The sequence below is a fragment of the Lujinxingia vulgaris genome, from assembly GCF_007997015.1.
In the GTDB taxonomy this organism is placed as follows: domain Bacteria; phylum Myxococcota_A; class Bradymonadia; order Bradymonadales; family Bradymonadaceae; genus Lujinxingia; species Lujinxingia vulgaris.
In genome coordinates, this window is record NZ_VOSM01000005.1 from 131,823 (window position 1) to 147,187 (window position 15,365).

Annotated in this window: 14 protein-coding genes; 7 read left to right on the forward strand and 7 right to left on the reverse strand. The window is 62.6% G+C overall.

Translation table 11 applies throughout. The features are described 5' to 3' along the window. Nucleotides 1–17 precede the first annotated feature (17 nt). The 3 genes from FRC98_RS11945 to FRC98_RS11955 form a co-directional block, all read right to left on the reverse strand. Nucleotides 18–734, reverse strand: coding sequence for a hypothetical protein (locus FRC98_RS11945; protein WP_146981672.1), 717 nt, complete (start codon nucleotides 732–734; stop codon nucleotides 18–20). A 157-nt stretch (nucleotides 735–891) separates the two neighbouring features. Then, nucleotides 892–1,614 (reverse strand): hypothetical protein, encoded by a 723-nt coding sequence (locus FRC98_RS11950; protein ID WP_230467534.1) that lies wholly within the window; start codon nucleotides 1,612–1,614, stop codon nucleotides 892–894. A 595-nt stretch (nucleotides 1,615–2,209) separates the two neighbouring features. Beyond that, a complete protein-coding gene (locus tag FRC98_RS11955; protein WP_146981674.1) occupies nucleotides 2,210–3,379 on the reverse strand; it encodes a hypothetical protein in 1,170 nt (389 codons plus the stop codon). 317 nt (nucleotides 3,380–3,696) lie between these two features. On the opposite strand from FRC98_RS11955, the gene FRC98_RS11960 reads away from it, so the two are divergent. Continuing rightward, complete coding sequence (locus FRC98_RS11960) at nucleotides 3,697–4,659, forward strand: ABC transporter ATP-binding protein (protein WP_146981675.1); 963 nt, start codon at nucleotides 3,697–3,699, stop codon at nucleotides 4,657–4,659. A gap of 3 nt (nucleotides 4,660–4,662) precedes the next feature. Then, the gene (locus FRC98_RS11965) at nucleotides 4,663–5,454 is read left to right on the forward strand and encodes an ABC transporter permease (protein ID WP_146981676.1); all 792 of its coding nucleotides are present in this window, start codon (nucleotides 4,663–4,665) and stop codon (nucleotides 5,452–5,454) included. Nucleotides 5,455–5,658: 204 nt separating this feature from the next. Here the strand turns inward: FRC98_RS11965 and FRC98_RS11970 are convergent, their stop codons facing one another. Together FRC98_RS11970 and FRC98_RS11975 are read right to left on the reverse strand one after the other, a co-directional pair. Further along, entirely contained in the window at nucleotides 5,659–6,867 is a 1,209-nt protein-coding gene (locus FRC98_RS11970) for a hypothetical protein (protein ID WP_146981677.1), read from the reverse strand. A 382-nt stretch (nucleotides 6,868–7,249) separates the two neighbouring features. Further along, nucleotides 7,250–7,552 carry a hypothetical protein gene (locus FRC98_RS11975; protein WP_146981678.1) on the reverse strand — a complete coding sequence of 101 codons (303 nt, stop codon included), beginning with the start codon at nucleotides 7,550–7,552 and terminating at the stop codon, nucleotides 7,250–7,252. Nucleotides 7,553–8,406: 854 nt separating this feature from the next. Between FRC98_RS11975 and FRC98_RS11980 the strand changes: the two genes are divergently transcribed. Together FRC98_RS11980 and FRC98_RS11985 are read left to right on the forward strand one after the other, a co-directional pair. Continuing rightward, nucleotides 8,407–10,149 carry a DEAD/DEAH box helicase gene (locus tag FRC98_RS11980; protein WP_146981679.1) on the forward strand — a complete coding sequence of 581 codons (1,743 nt, stop codon included), beginning with the start codon at nucleotides 8,407–8,409 and terminating at the stop codon, nucleotides 10,147–10,149. Between the two features lie 41 nt (nucleotides 10,150–10,190). Further along, the gene (locus FRC98_RS11985) at nucleotides 10,191–10,949 is read left to right on the forward strand and encodes a glutathione S-transferase family protein (protein ID WP_146981680.1); all 759 of its coding nucleotides are present in this window, start codon (nucleotides 10,191–10,193) and stop codon (nucleotides 10,947–10,949) included. Between the two features lie 8 nt (nucleotides 10,950–10,957). Here the strand turns inward: FRC98_RS11985 and FRC98_RS11990 are convergent, their stop codons facing one another. Then, the gene (locus FRC98_RS11990; RefSeq protein ID WP_146981681.1) at nucleotides 10,958–11,509 is read right to left on the reverse strand and encodes a flavodoxin family protein; all 552 of its coding nucleotides are present in this window, start codon (nucleotides 11,507–11,509) and stop codon (nucleotides 10,958–10,960) included. A 138-nt stretch (nucleotides 11,510–11,647) separates the two neighbouring features. Here FRC98_RS11990 and FRC98_RS11995 point away from each other — a divergent pair, with 138 nt between their 5' ends. Further along, nucleotides 11,648–12,097 carry a YchJ family protein gene (locus FRC98_RS11995; RefSeq protein ID WP_146981682.1) on the forward strand — a complete coding sequence of 150 codons (450 nt, stop codon included), beginning with the start codon at nucleotides 11,648–11,650 and terminating at the stop codon, nucleotides 12,095–12,097. A gap of 272 nt (nucleotides 12,098–12,369) precedes the next feature. Here the strand turns inward: FRC98_RS11995 and FRC98_RS21530 are convergent, their stop codons facing one another. Continuing rightward, entirely contained in the window at nucleotides 12,370–12,771 is a 402-nt protein-coding gene (locus FRC98_RS21530) for a hypothetical protein (protein WP_230467535.1), read from the reverse strand. Between the two features lie 46 nt (nucleotides 12,772–12,817). Between FRC98_RS21530 and FRC98_RS12000 the strand changes: the two genes are divergently transcribed. Both FRC98_RS12000 and FRC98_RS12005 read left to right on the forward strand, forming a co-directional pair. After that, nucleotides 12,818–14,296, forward strand: coding sequence for a catalase (locus FRC98_RS12000; protein WP_230467536.1), 1,479 nt, complete (start codon nucleotides 12,818–12,820; stop codon nucleotides 14,294–14,296). Between the two features lie 263 nt (nucleotides 14,297–14,559). Continuing rightward, nucleotides 14,560–15,321, forward strand: coding sequence for a dioxygenase family protein (locus tag FRC98_RS12005; RefSeq protein WP_146981684.1), 762 nt, complete (start codon nucleotides 14,560–14,562; stop codon nucleotides 15,319–15,321). Nucleotides 15,322–15,365: the final 44 nt, after the last annotated feature.

Here is a 15,365-nt window from a genome sequence, read left to right on the forward strand (position 1 = left end):
ACAAACGTTTAGCCCCCTCACCATTCCACCCTGGAGCTCGCCACCTCCCGCTCCCAAACATCATTCACTTCCGCGCCCCCAGGTTCGCTCTTCGGCGGCTCATCCTCGAGGGGCGTGAGCCCCGACATCGCCGCGATCTTCTGCGCGTGTGCCATCGCCTCATCGATAAGCCTCCCGAGCACCTCCTGATCCAGCGTCAGCCGCATCGTATGCGTCAGGCTTAATCTCCCCTCCTTCAACCACAGCCTCACCCCGGGACGCTTCAGTTCCAGCATCACCTGCGCAAACTCCGGGTTGGCCAGGCGCCCGAACACCTCACACTCCGGCGAGGGCTTATGGACCGAGAACTCATGATGAAATTTCCAGTCTTCGGGCCCAAAACGCGCATCGGCAGGCTGCTCACGAAGATCCGATCGACGCGGTATGACCTTGAGCTCCTCGGGAAAGGGCGCATCAAAATCAAAACGCAACACAAAAAGAGGAGGGCGACCGTTCCCCCCCTCGGTGTACCCCGCCTGCATGCGCACCGCTCCCTGACGAGTCTCGGCCTTGAGCGCGATATCCATCAGCTTATCATGCGGCTTATCCCACCCCCGGGCCTCCCGAAACGCCTCCCAGAACGCATCGACGCGCTGCAGGCGCCACAGATAGTAGGCGATCGCCCCCACACCCCCCACGCCGGCAACCACCGCAGCCACCGGCAGGATCCACTGCTCCAACGTCTCCAAAACCATCGCCACCTCCCCGGCATCACGTGCGCGCGCCCCTCAGGCCCGCCACCTCGCCACGTTTGCTCCCTGAGCACACCATCTCACCATCGTCGGATTGAGCGCTCGTTGTAGCAGGATGGGCGCCGGGGCTCAAAGCGCCCCGACGACTAAAAAAGACCATTTAACCCCAGCCACACGCCTCCTTGACCTGAGGCAAAACCTCATCGATGCCTGTCAAATCAAACTCGAAACGAACATTGCCCTGATTAAAGGGCGTAAACTCAAAAAGCATTTTCGTCTTACCTTCCATCATTTTGGGATACCGGGTGCTCCCGGGAAAGAACAGAGCCTCCCCGTCAGTCGACTCGCTCATGTTCACTCGCTTCGGTTCGTCTTGATCCAGTCGAATACGCGCGTGGGCTTTATTGTAATTTCCCAGCTCAGGGTTCGCCTGCATGCCCGTATTCACATAGGCCGAGGTCCGATTCTCCTGGCAACGGATCAACAACCGGGCCTGCTTCTTTTGACTGAGCCAGTTCTCGACTCGATTCTCCGAGTCCAACGCAAGGACCACCGTCTTCGAGTCATCCATCTCCGAGGTTCTCACGTCCACATGCCACTTGCCTCGCGGCGATGGGCGCGACTCACCCGATGCGCCTGGCGAATCCGACTCTTCCTTCTCCGCCGTCGGTGGCCTTCGGCCGCTCAGCACGTCGTCCACCTCTTGCTCGATCGCCGCCATCTCTCGGGTCGATTCGGACTCCCCTACCGTATTGCCCAGTACCGCCAATCCGCCGCACATCGCGCAGGGGGCGAGCACGAAGACAAAAAAGAGCGCCGCGATCAGACCCAACCCGCCCTTAAAACCCTTCAAAAACGATTGTTCTTGCTGCTGTCCTTCCATCATGAGCCTCCAACTTTCAGGAAGGCCATCACACGCGCCCCCCCTCAATGTTATTGTATTGCCGACGAAGCGAGCCTCCCAATGGGGTTGAGCCCGCACTACGCCTTCAAGGCTAAAGCGACGCGACACCACGGGACAGGCAATGAATGATCGAATTGGGATGAAAAACGCCCTAATTTACTCCTTCGCGGGTTGTGCCTCGAAGGTCGGCCGCTCACCCCCCCATCCCCCCAATTCCCCAAAAACGCGACAATCTGGCACAGACCATCGCCTCGCCCCCACCCCCACCGTGGTATTTTGCAACAGACCATCGCTTCGACCCCACCCCCACCGTGGTATTTTGCAACATGCCATCACCTTACCCCCCACCCGACCGTGACAGTCTGGCACAATCCATCGCGTCGACCCCACCCCCACCGTGGTATTTTGCGACATAGCATCGTTTCGGACGCGACTTTTCCCCACCCGAGGCCATCCCCCATCCCTTTAACTATATAAATATGAAAAAGCGCAGTCCGAGGCATCGACCATGCCCCGGACCGCGCTCTCATACATACCCTCGCCAGCTGACGAGCCTGGCACTTTACCAGGACGATCAGCGCGTCAGCACCCGAAGCCCCACCGTTGCGCCGGGCCGCAGCTGAACCTGGTCGCCGAACATCCAGCCGCCGAGGAGCCCCTCCGGCAGCGCGCCCTCCGCGCTGTTGGCCACGTCCAGGCTGAGCGTCGGACCGCCGAAGAGCGCCAGGCGCTCCCCGAGCTCCACCGCCACCATCGGGCGCACCTTGTAGAGTGAGAAGGGGTTATGCCCCCCCTCGCCAATCAACGAGGTGGCGCCGGCGTCGAGCGAAAACTCCACCGCCTCGCTCAGCGCTTTGCGCCACCCCATACGAATCGAGAGCGCGAGCCCCGGCCCCTGGCCCTCGCCGCGGCCGAATGCCTGCGTGCCCAGGGCGTAGCTGTGGTAGAAGGCCCCCGCCCCGTGCCTGATGCCCGCCTGCACAAACCCCTCATCGGAGACGTCGACCTGCGGGTAGACGTAGCCCCCGCGGTAGATGCCCACCGCGGCGATGCCGACGTGCTCGCCATCGGCGATATTGACCGCCCCGATCTGAAATCCGCGGGCTTTGCCGCCGGTGATATTCACCGCGCCGATCTGCAGCCCGTGCATATCGCCGCGGGTCAGGTTGAGCGCCCCGCCCACCTGCACGCCCCGAAAATCTCCGCCATTGATATTGGCCGCCCCGCCTACCTGCACGCCTGCGACATCGCCGCGGTTGACGTTGAGCGCCCCGCCCACCTGCACCCCGGCGACATCCCCGCCATTGATATTGGCCGCTCCGCCCACACCCACGCCGCTGACCTGGCCGCCGTTGAGGTTGAGCGCCCCGCCCACCTGCACCCCGGCGCGGCTTGCGCGGTTGATGTTGGCCGCCCCGCCCACCTGCACGCCGCGCACATCCCCGGTGTTGATATTCAGCGCGCCCCCCAACTCAAAGAGCCGCGTTCCCCCGCTCAGGCCCCCGACCATATTGAACGACACCACGCGCGGGGCGTCCGGAAGCGCCGACGACGTCCCCACGTAAGGAAAGAGATCCAGGCCGAAGACAATCGCCTCCGCCTCCGCCTCCTCCTCGACCGCCTCGCTCTCCTGCGCGCTCGCCAGCGACGCCGACGCCATCACCCCCAGCGCCACCGCCGCGCCCATCAGGCCCTTGAGCTTCATCCATCCCTTCAGAACGCTACGCTGCTGCTCGTGTTTCAACCTGCACCTCCTGATTGTGCGCTATCGTGCTTCAGGGCCTCACCTGCCGCGCCCTGCGACGCGTCGCCCCCCGATATCCCATTTCTCCTCGCACGCAAACCCAATAACATAATTTTACATCTCAACCTCCCGCCCCGCCATCGTGCCCGTCGCGCCCATCCTCCCTCCTCTGCTACAACCGACTCCGCAGAGCCCTGGCAGAGCCCCCTGCATCTCATTTTTTGTTCGAAAACCCCTGATCAAAAACCCTGATTAGAAAAACCTGATTAGAAAAACCTGATTAGAAAAACCTGATTAGAAAAAACGGAGTTCCAGCGATGCCTCCTGACGCTTCATCTCCCACCCTGAACGAAAAAGCGCCGGCGGTGCTGGCGCGCGGCCTGCGTCGAAATTTTGGCGAGTTTGTGGCCGTCGACGGCATCGATTTTGAGATTGAGCGCGGGGAGTGTTTTGGTTTTCTGGGGCCGAACGGCGCGGGCAAGACGACCACGATGCGCATGATCTACCGGGCGTCTCCGGTGGACGGCGGCCAGCTGGAGGTGCTGGGGCTGGACGCGGCCAGCGGCGACTTCGACCGCCAGATCAAAGCGCAGATGGGCGTCGTCGCCCAGGAAGATAATCTGGATACCGAGACGACGGTGCGCGAAAACCTGCGGGTGTTTTGCCGCTTTTACGGCATGTCGACCGCCGAGGCGAACCGGCGCTGCGACGAGCTTTTGGAGTTTGCGGGCCTGGTTGAAAAATCCGACCAGCGGGTGCAGGCCCTCTCCGGGGGCATGAAGCGCCGGCTGATGATCGCGCGCGGGCTCATCAGCCGCCCCCGCAACGTGATTCTGGATGAGCCCTCCACCGGCCTCGATCCCCGCGCTCGCCAGAACGTCTGGGACGGCCTGGCGCGCCTGCGCGAAGACAACGTCACGCTTGTGCTCACGACGCACTACATGGACGAGGCCGAGCGCCTCTGCGACCGCATCGCCATCATGGACCAGGGGCGCATCGTGGCCTGCGACACCCCCACAGGCCTCATCGCCCGCTGCAGCGCCCCGCAGGTCATCGAGCTCAGCCTGCGCCGCGGGCCACTTCCCGACCATGCCCGGCCGTTCCTTGAGCGCGCGCAACGCGTGGAGCACCTGCGCGACCGCGTGCTCCTCTACGTGGAAAGTCCCGAAGCGCTGGTCGGCGACCTGACCAAAAACTTACCCGACCACCCGGCGATGGTGCGGCGCGCCTCCCTCGAAGATGTCTTTCTGGAGCTCACCGGCCGCGGCCTGGAGGATTAAACGATGCGACTTCCCGGCGACATTGACCTGAAGATGGCCCTGGCGGTCTGGTGGCGAAACGCCACCGTGTACCGCCGCACCTGGCTCAAGAATATTCTGCCCAACTTTTTTGAACCCCTGCTTTATCTTGTGGGCATGGGGTTGGGGCTTGGGTTTTATGTGGGCGAGGGCATCAGCGGGCAGGATTATATCGCCTTTATCGGACCCGGTCTGCTGGCGTCGGCGGCGATGAACGGCGCGGTCTTCGAGGTGACCTACAACCTCTTTATCAAGCTCAACTTCGATCGCCTCTACGACGCCTACCTCTGCACGCCGGCCCAGATTCAGGATGTCGCCGCCGGCGAATTGATGTGGGCGGTGACCCGCGCCTCGATCTACGGCGCGGGATTTTTAATTGTGTTAGCTGCTATGGGTCTTGTGGGCTATCCGATTCTCACCAGCCCCTTTGCGCTTTTGATGCCTTTTGGCGTCATGCTCATCGGCGCGTGTTTTGGACTGATCGGGATGTGGTTTTCGACCTTTATTCGCACCATCGATCTCTACTCTTATTTCTACACGCTTTTCATCACGCCCCTCTTTTTGTTCTCGGGCATCTTCTTCCCGGTGGAGCGCTTTCCCTTCGGCGCGGAGATCGCCTGGTGCACACCGCTCTACCACGGCGTACACCTGATGCGGGGGCTGGCCACGGGCGAGTTGACCCCGGAGGTGGGTGTGAGTGTGGTGTGGCTTGTGGCCCTCTCGCTGATCCTGATGGCGATCGTGCCGGGGAGGATGCGGCGGCTTGTGTACGGCTGAGCGCTCGCGTTGCCCCGAAGCGTTACTTCTTAAAGAGCGCCTCAAGCTTCGCCCGGGCCTCATCGGCCTCGCTGCCTCCCCCCCGATGCAGCCCTGCCCTCCAGCGCGGCCCGATCACGACAGACACCATCCCCGCCCATCACACCACAAACGAGTTTTCGCTTTCCGACGCCCTGTCATCAAAGCTCAACCCGACGCCAGATTTCAAAAACCTTTGGGGAGAAGCGACACGTCCCACGTCTCTCCTTCTGCAAAGTCCAATCCTACGTCGGACTCGACGATAAAATCGATCTGACACTCTCGATAATCCGTATCTTCCCAACTCTTGAGAGTTTCCGAGTGCGTATGTGATCGAATATGGCACCCCAATTTACCAGTGTAGGCAATCCTGAGCAGTTCGCGAAGTGTATCTGAGTCCAGGTCGCCCCCGCGCCACCGCTTACTATATTTCACTATAGCATCAAGATCTGCGCTTTCTCGATCGATCAGAATCCGCCAAAGAAGCTCATCTGGACTCTCAACCTTTAAACGACCATCGGTATACAATCTCTCCACGGTAAACACATAGCGAATCAGCGGCTTGCCATCACATCTGTAATGCTTTTTGAACGCGCCCTTCGTCTTTTTCTTACCCCAGTAATTCGTGTTTGCCATGAGTACTTTTTTGGCCAGCTTCGCATCAAAGGCGCTGATATCGCCGAAAACCTCGTCAAAAACCCTCCCTCTCTCCTCTTTATCCAGGGTCGCTGCGCGCTCCGGACGCCCCACGGCTTCCATATGCCTGTCAAACGATCCCTCGGCGAGCTCATACATATAGTGGCGCCGATACTCCGAGGCACTGATGTCTCGCCTGGAGTCCACCCGGATTTTAAAGGTCTTTCGCGGAGCGACCTGTTCTTTAAGGCGCTCGTTGACCTCATCGACGAAGTTCGGCTCGTCACCTCGCCAGCCTAGCGCGAAGTTAGCGTCGATCGCCTTTTGTATGAGTTCGTCGAAGGACGACACATCGATCGCCTTTCCACCCGGCACCGTCTGAAACCTGGTCTCCTCCAGGTTTAAACTCATCTCAGTTCCAGCGTCCCCCGTCCCCTCAATTAAGATCCACTCAGTCCCCTCATCATCGACCCGGCTAATCGCTGAATCTCGGTAAAAAGGATGCATGGTACTATTCGTATCAAGCCCTCTCACAGCGATATCATGTGCTGTGTAGCCATCATCGTCGGAGAATTTCCAGTAAAAATACACCCCATCGCTCACTAAGCTGAAACGATACATATCTTCCGGGACACGATCTTTCCACCCGACCCTCGGACCTCCGTCACGGGCTACAGACAAAACTTCGACATCACTTCGTCGCGCCAGCCTTCCCATGCATAGCATGATCTCTACAGCCTTCGGGATATTGTCACTCATATGCACCTCATCTTTGACCTACCCTAAACATACAACCGTCATCTTCAACGCGTGGGATGCTTCAAATCTCTGTTTTCCCACCAGGGCCAGTGTGTCCTCTACCCGCGTCAGACGTTTGTGCATCAACCATCACAACCTGCCTCATAATAAAGACCATGACTTTTACGTCGCCTGAAAGTGCCTGAAACCCGAAGGCTTCCCTTTCCGGCTCTGGCTTATGCCCCGTTTTGTGGCGTCACTTACTTATTGACACTCCCCCTACCGCTTTTTCCAAACACCTCACCCCGTCTCTATGGCTCCCCTGTTAGCAATCGGCCCCCGACGCCAATAGCGATTCATCGCCCTCTGAGTGGCGTGTGACGTCTTCATTGGCGTGTCGGCGCTATTTCTTGAAAAGCGCCTCAAGCTTCGCCCGGGCCTCATCGGCCTCGCTTCGCACCTCCCCACCACCATCCCCCTTCGGAGGCGCGGGGCGAAAGAAGTCACAAAAATTCGCGCGCTCTTTATCGTGCACCGGCTCGCTCACCGGCTCCCGGCAACTTTTGGAGGCGCTGGTGTCGTAAAAGCGGCAGTTTTTGCACACCCGCATATCCGCATCGCACGCCGGGCAGGTCGTAGAGCGAAACACGCCGGTAAGCTCGGCCTCACAGCCGCAGCTAAAGCAGGTCAGGTGGGTCATCTTCATAAGGTCGCTCCCTACGCATAAGAGAAGATTCAAACGCGCCTAACCTAACCCGCGCGCCCGGCCGGGTCGACAGCCGCCACGATCGTGTGGGTCAGGCCCCCGCGCCTCAACACTCCCGGGAACGTTCGCCCTCCCCCCTGCGTTCCCCACCCGAGACATGCTCCGCCTACCGCCAACCATCCGCGCCGGGGAAGTTTGATTCACCAGCGTACCCCCAAACCATCAACGCATTTTACATTTGCCCCCCAACCATCAACGCACCCAGGGCAAAGTCCTGCAAGGAGCAAGGGCGAAGCTGTAGCAGCGCTACCGCGAGCCCGCAGCGACGCCGCTGGGGTCATCTTATGGTTAACCCCCGAACCATCAGCGCATCCAGGGCGGCATCCAGCAAGGAGCAAGGATGAAGCTGTAGCAGCGCTACTGCGAATCCGCAGCGACGCCGCTGGGGTCGTCCTGGTGCGTTGATGCATTGAAGCTGTAGCAGCGCTACTGCGAATCCGCAGCGACGACGCTGGGGTTGTCCCAGGGTTTACCCCCGAACCATCAGCGCATCCAGGGCGGCATCCAGCAAGGAGCAAGGATGAAGCTGTAGCAGCGCTACTGCGAATCCGCAGCGACGACGCTGGGGTCATCTTATGGTTAACCCCCGAACCATCAGCGCATCCAGGGCGGCATCCAGCAAGGAGCAAGGATGAAGCTGTAGCAGCGCTACTGCGAATCCGCAGCGACGCCGCTGGGGTCGTCCTGGTGAGCTGATGCGGCGTTGATGCTGGTGTGGGGGTGCCTGATCTGTTAACCACGCACCAAACACATGCGGCGCTCAGTTGGAACGCCCCTCTTACCACGGTATCTCCTTGAACGATTTTGCAAAGCTCGACCTGATCGAACCTCTTCAACGGGCGATCGCCGCCCAGAACTACACCTCCCCCACTCCCATTCAGGCCCAGGCCATCCCCACGCTGCTCAAGGGCCGCGACGTGCTCGGATGCGCGCAGACCGGAACCGGCAAGACCGCAGCCTTCTCGCTGCCGGTGCTTCAGCACCTGGCCGCCGAGAAGCCCCCCCGCGGCAAGCGGCCCATCCGCGCCCTGATCCTCTCGCCGACCCGCGAGCTCGCCGCCCAGATTGGGGAGTCGATTGAACTTTATGGAAAGCACCTGCCGCTGCGCCACCTGGTGATGTTTGGCGGGGTCAACGAAAAGCCCCAGATCCGCGCTCTGGAGCGGGGCGTCGACATCCTTGTGGCCTGCCCCGGGCGCCTGCTCGACCTGCAGGGCCGCGGCTTTGTGGATCTCAAAAACGTCGACTTCTTCGTGCTCGATGAAGCCGACCGCATGCTGGACATGGGCTTTGTGCCGGATGTGCGGCGCATCCTGAAGTTGATGCGCGGGGAGCGCCAGAACCTGCTCTTCTCGGCGACGATGCCCCCCTCGGTGGCGAAGCTGGCCAACACCTTCATGAGCGATCCGGTGCGCATCGACATCACCCCGGAATCGACCACGGTGGAGGCCATCGACCAGCGCGTGATGTTTGTCGAAAAATCCGACAAGGCCGAGCTCCTCTGCGAACTTCTCGTCGATCTGAAGGTCGACTCGTCGATCGTCTTTACGCGCACCAAGCACGGCGCCAACCGCCTGACCAAGAAGCTTGAGCGCGCCGGCTTTAAGGCCGCGGCCATCCACGGCAACAAGAGCCAGAACGCGCGTCGCCGCGCGCTCGACGGCTTCCAGGACGGCTCGATCACCATCCTGGTGGCCACCGACGTGGCCTCCCGCGGCATCGACGTGGAGAGCGTGACCCACGTCTTCAACTACGATCTTCCCAACGAGCCCGAGAGCTACGTGCACCGCATCGGTCGCACCGGCCGCGCCGGGCGCAGCGGCACCGCGATTGCGTTCTGCGACGACTCCGAGGGCGACTACCTACGCGACATCGAGAAGATCACCGGCGAAGCGATCCCGGTGGATACCGAGCAGGCCTTTCACAGCGAGAAGGTGATGAAGGCGGCGCAGTCCGGAGGCGGCGGCAAGCGCAAGAGCCGCGGCGGCCGGCGCTCCGGCGGTGGACGACGCAGCGGCGGCCGCAAGAGCCGCGGTGGTGGAAACAACCGCCGTCGCAACAGCCGCAGCAGCCGAAACAGCCGCAGCAGCAACGCGCGCAGCTCGCAGAAGAGCACCGAAGAGACCCGCAGCGCCAGTGGCGAGGGCGGCAGCTCCGAGAAGAGCGAGCGCGCCAGCAGCCAGCGCAACCGCCGCCGGCGCTCCGGCCGCGGCCGGCGAGGAGGCTCGAATAAGGGTGAGCAGAGCCCCTCGAGTCAGAAAAGCGCCAGCGCCGAGGGCCAGAGCCGCAACGCGCAGGGCCGCGGCCAGCGCAACAGCGACCCGCAGGGCGGCGACGCCAACCAGGGCTCCGGCCGGAGCTCGCGAGGTTCAGGATCGAAGCGCCGGGGGTCGAGCCGACGCCGTAGCCGCGGCGCGCAGCGCCGCGCGGCCTCGCAGAAGTCCGACGCCTCGTCGTCCAACAATGCGTCCTCCAACACCACCAGCGCCCCGCGCCGTGAGCGACGCGACCGCCGCCCCTTAAGCGAGCGCGACTGATCACCCGCCAACGCGCATCTTCTCGCCAGAAAAGCCTCGCCATGCCCTACACGCTGATCACGATCCCCTTCAGCCATTTTTGCGAAAAAGCCCGCTGGGCGCTCGACCACCACGGGCTGGGCTTTGAGGAACGGGCGTATCTGCCCCTTTTGCACCTGGCCGGCGCGATGCCCGCCGGCCAGCGCTCGGTGCCCATCCTCAAGGCTGGCGAGAAGACGGTGGGCGACTCCACCGACATCCTCCACTTCTGCGATCAGGTCGGCAGCGGCACTCGCCTCTTCCCGGCCACCCCGCTCGATGAGGCGCAGCCCGACGCCATTGAGGCCTGGGAGGAAGAGTTCGACCGCCGCTTAGGCCCCGCAGTGCGCCTGGCGATCTATGCTGTGCTGCTGGAGCACCCGGGCTACACCCGCGACTTCATGGTGAGCAGCGGCAAAGGCTGGCAGTCCTCGGTAATGCGTCTTAGCTTCGGCGCAGTTCGCCGAGCCATTTCAAAGAGTTACGGCATCACCCCCGAGCGAACCCAGCGCGCCCGCGGCCGCATCGACGACCTTTTTGCCCGCGTCGCTCAGACGCTGGCCGATGGCCGGCCCTACCTCGGGGGCGAGTCTTTCAGCGCCGCCGACCTGACCTTTGCCAGCCTGGCCGGCCCCCTGGTCGCCCCGCCCGAATACGGTGCCCCGCTCCCCCCGCTGGAGAGCGCCCCCGACGATCTTCGACGTCTCATCGACGATTTTCGCAACACCGCCGCCGGCGACTTTGTGATGCGCCTTTACGCCGACCGCCACGCCCTGACGTGAAGGTGACGTCAGGCGTGAGGGCGCGGCGCCTCGGCAAAATGCCGCGCCAGCTGCACCCCGAAGCGATGCGCCCGCTCCACCTCCCCCTCGCTCAGCGGCCCCTGTACCTCCTCGACGAAGAAGGTCTCCGGCGGCTCGATCATCTGAAAGCCCAGGCGCTTGAGTCTGCGGGCGATGGCGTGCGAAGCCTGCCCCAACTTCGAGACCCACCGCGGCTCATTGAGGTTGGTGCCAAAGGCCGCCGCCGCCCCTCGCCCCATCTCCCCGCGGGCCCGCAGCCGGGTCAACCACTCGCGCACGCCCGTCTCCGAGAGCGGCTCCCACTCCTCCTCATCGACCTCATTGCCGGCGCGCGAGCGGGACTTCTCGCTGCTCATCCGCGTCATATGCGTGGGACCGCCAACCACCAGAAGATCGATCGAGGTGTCGACCCTGGGCGGCGCCGAGCTCACCTCCATCACGTCCACACGCATCTGCGTGGCCAACCCCTGGGCGATAGCGTAGGCCACCTTCTCGTTGTCGCCGTACATCGACTCATAAATGATCAGCGCCTGTTTCATCACTTCTCCTCCCGGTCATTCCGGGCTATGGGATCATGAAGTCGCGCCACACCGCACCACCACAGCGCGATGCACTCGCCTGCCCGAAAGCTAGACCCCTGAGCCAGATTCCAACCTACTTTCAACGACTTACACATCATGAGACGACGCACCTGCCCCTGCTCCAGCGGCAAACCCACCGCCATCTGCTGCGGCAAACTTCACCGCGGCCTCCCCGCCAGCTCCCCCGAAGAGCTGATGCGCTCGCGCTTCTCCGCCTTTGCGCTCGGCCAGGTCGACTACCTGATGGCCACCACCGACCCGCAGGGCCCGCGCGCCAACGCCGACCGCGCCGCCTGGCGCCGCGAACTTCTGAGCTACTGCAAAGCCACCGACTTCGTTGAGCTGCGAATCTTGAGCACCGAATGGGAGGTCGGCGAGCCCGAAGGTTATGTGACCTTTAAGGTGACGCTGGTGCAGGATGGTTTGCCCTTTAGTTTTGTGGAGCGCAGCCATTTTGTGCGCCGCGCCGATCCCGACAAAAAAGGCGCCGAGCGCTGGCTTTATGTCGACGGCGAAGAGCTCGAAGACGTGGAAAATCCAGCCTGATCCGCCCTTCGAAGATTTTTTCCACCGCTGGTCTTGCCCTCGTCGAGAGGTGGTTAAACTTCCCCCCACGCCTCATTCAGATGCGCGCCCGGCGCGCCCCCAGACGCTGTCTCCTCATCGGGGAGAGGCACGTAGTTGGCCGTAGATGTTCTTCGCTACTGACCCCCAACGACGTTCCCCCCGACCGCAGGAGGCCCCATGGCTGGCTCGTCCCGAGACGACAAGAAATCGCCGCGCAACCCAGGCAGCACTTCCGGCAAAACGTCCGCATCTCAAGCCGGCTCCCGGGGTGCGGCTGCCTCCAGAGGCGCAAAGCTCGAGCAGGCCGCAAAGGCCAAAGCTCCCGCGTCCTCCCCCGGTGACACCACGTCGGCAAAGGACGACGCCTCCAAAGCGGGTCCCTCCTCCAGGGGGGCTAAGGCAGCAAAGACCTCCCGCGCATCGACGTCTTCAAAGACCTCAAAATCCTCAACGTCCTCCGCCTCAAAGTCGTCGGCTACGTCCAAATCGTCCGGGTCCTCGAAAGCCTCGAAGTCCTCGAAAGCCTCGAAGTCCTCCGCCGTGTCGACCTCCGCGAAAGCTTCGAAGTCGTCGAAGGCGTCGAAGTCGTCAAAGTCATCGAAACCTTCGAAGTCGACGCGCGCCTCGTCCCGCGCCTCAAAGTCCTCGGGCAAGGGCGCGCGCAAAGGTCGCTCCAGCAGCAACGGTCGAGGCCCGCTTTTGACCACCGCCGACGGCGCCCCGGTGGGCGATCAGGAGAACGCGCTCAGCGCCGGCCCACGCGGCCCGCTCCTGATGCAGGACGTTAACCTCATCGAGCAGATCCAGCGATTCAACCGCGAGCGCATGCCCGAGCGCGTCGTGCACGCCAAAGGTACCGGCGCCTACGGCACCTTCAAGGTCACCAACGACATCCGCCGCTACACCAAAGCCTCGATCTTCTCGAAGAAGGGCAAAAAGACCGAATGCGTGGTGCGCTTCTCCACCGTGGCCGGGGAGCGCGGCGCGGCCGACGCCGAGCGCGACCCCCGCGGCTTCGCCATGAAGTTCTATACCGACGAGGGCAACTGGGATCTGGTGTGCAACAACACCCCGGTCTTCTTCGTGCGCGACCCCTACAAATTCCAGATGTTCATCCACTCCCAGAAGCGCCACCCCGAGACCAACCTGCGCGACGCCAACATGCAGTGGGACTTCTGGAGCCTCTGCCCGGAGAGCCTGCACCAGGTCACCTGGCTCTTTGGCGACCGCGGCATCCCGCGGACCTACCGCCACATGAACGGCTACAGCAGCCACACCTACTCGATGATCAACGACGAGGGGGAGCGTGTCTGGGTCAAATTTCATTTTAAGACGATGCAGGGCATCGAGTGTTTGACCAACGCCGAGGCCGCAGACCTCATCGCCCATGATCGCGAGAGCCATCAGCGCGATATGATCGAGGCCATCAACAAGGGCGACTTCCCCCGCTGGAAGGCCTACATCCAGGTCATGACGCAGGATGAGGCCAACGAGTTCCGCTGGAACCCCTTTGATCTCACCAAAGTCTGGCCCCACGGCGACTTCCCGCTGATCGAGGTTGGGGAGCTGGAGCTCAACCGCAACCCCAAAAACTACCACCACGAGGTGGAGCAATCGGCCTTCAACCCCAGCGCCTTTGTCCCCGGTATCGGCCCGAGCCCCGACAAGATGCTCCAGGCGCGGCTGCTCTCCTATCAGGACGCGCACCTCTACCGCGTCGGCGTCAACTACCGCGACTTAAGCGTCAACAAGCCCCGCTGCCCGGTGCATAACTACCTGCGCGACGGCCAGTTCGGCGGCATGCACGATGAGGGCACCGGCTTTCCCAACTACTATCCCAACAGCATCAAGGGCGCTCCGCGCCCCAACCCCGACTACAACGAGCCCCCCTGGCATCTGGGCGATGTCACCGTCGACCGCTGGGACTCCCGCGTCGATCACGACGACTTTACCCAGGCCGGCGACCTCTTCCGCCTGATGGATCGCGACGAGAAGGTGCGCCTGGCCGTCAACATCGTCGAGTCCATGGGCGGCTGCCGAAAAGACATCATCAAACGCCAGCTTGAGCTCTTCGACAAAGCCGACGAGAACTACGGTCGCCTGGTGCGAAAGGCTCTGGAGAGCTACCGCCGCGGCGACATGGACGATCTGCATGAGAGCGTGCAGCCCCACGCTTGAACCGAATCGCCCTGCCCGGCGCGCGGCTCCTTCAACGAGCTTCTGCGGTCAATACTCCGCGTTCGAGCCGCGCGCCGGGCGTATGTGTTAACAAAAACGAAACATACCCATCGAAACGTTTCGATGGAGTTCAGCACCTCAGCGTCCTATCTTCGAAGCGTTGGTTTTACGGTGTCGCCCTCCTTCCCCGATGACGCGCTTTGCGCGAGTCGGGAGCCCGGCGGCGATCCTTTCCCCCGACGTCCCGATGATGAGGCGCGCCGATGTCTGACGATACACGCAAGTTCACCGCCCCGGGCCGCCCCGCCCTGGGGCGCCGAGACTTTTTGAAAATTCTCAGCCGGAGCTCGGTGGTGGGGCTCGTGGGCGTGGGCGCGCTGGCCTGCGGCCAGACCTCCACCAACCGCACCCCCGACGCCGGGCCCGATTCCGGTACGGATACCGGCACGGATACCGGCGCGGACACGGGCCTCGACGCGGCCTCCGACACCGGGAGCCCCGACGTCGACGCCGGCCAATGCCAGCCCACCGGCTCCGACATCGAGGGGCCCTTCTACGAGCCCGGTGCCCCGCAACGTATCCAGCTCGCCAGCGCCGAAGAGCCCGGAGAGCGCATCCTCATCGAAGGCACCGTCTTTGAGCCCGACTGCCAGACCCCCATCGAAGGCGCGTTGATCGATGTGTGGCAGGCCGACGCCGAGGGCAACTACCACTCCGGCGCCAACTACCGCCTTCGCGCCCAGATCGTCACCGACGCGTCTGGCAACTACCGCATTGAGACCATCCGCCCGGGCCACTACCTCAACGCCGGCGCCTTTCGCCCCGCCCACATTCACTTCACCATCACGCGCCCCGGCTTTATCCCGCTCACCACCCAGCTCTACTTCGCCGACGACCCCTACCTCGCTCCCAACGACTCCTGCGGGGTGTGCGCCTCCGACGATCCCACCCTCATCATGGATCTGAGCGATGGGCCGGAGGGCTTTGAGAAGCAGGGGCGCTTCGACATCATCATGCGCCGCTGAATCATCATCGGGATGATCCCGACATCCTGTCCCGTTGACCCGAT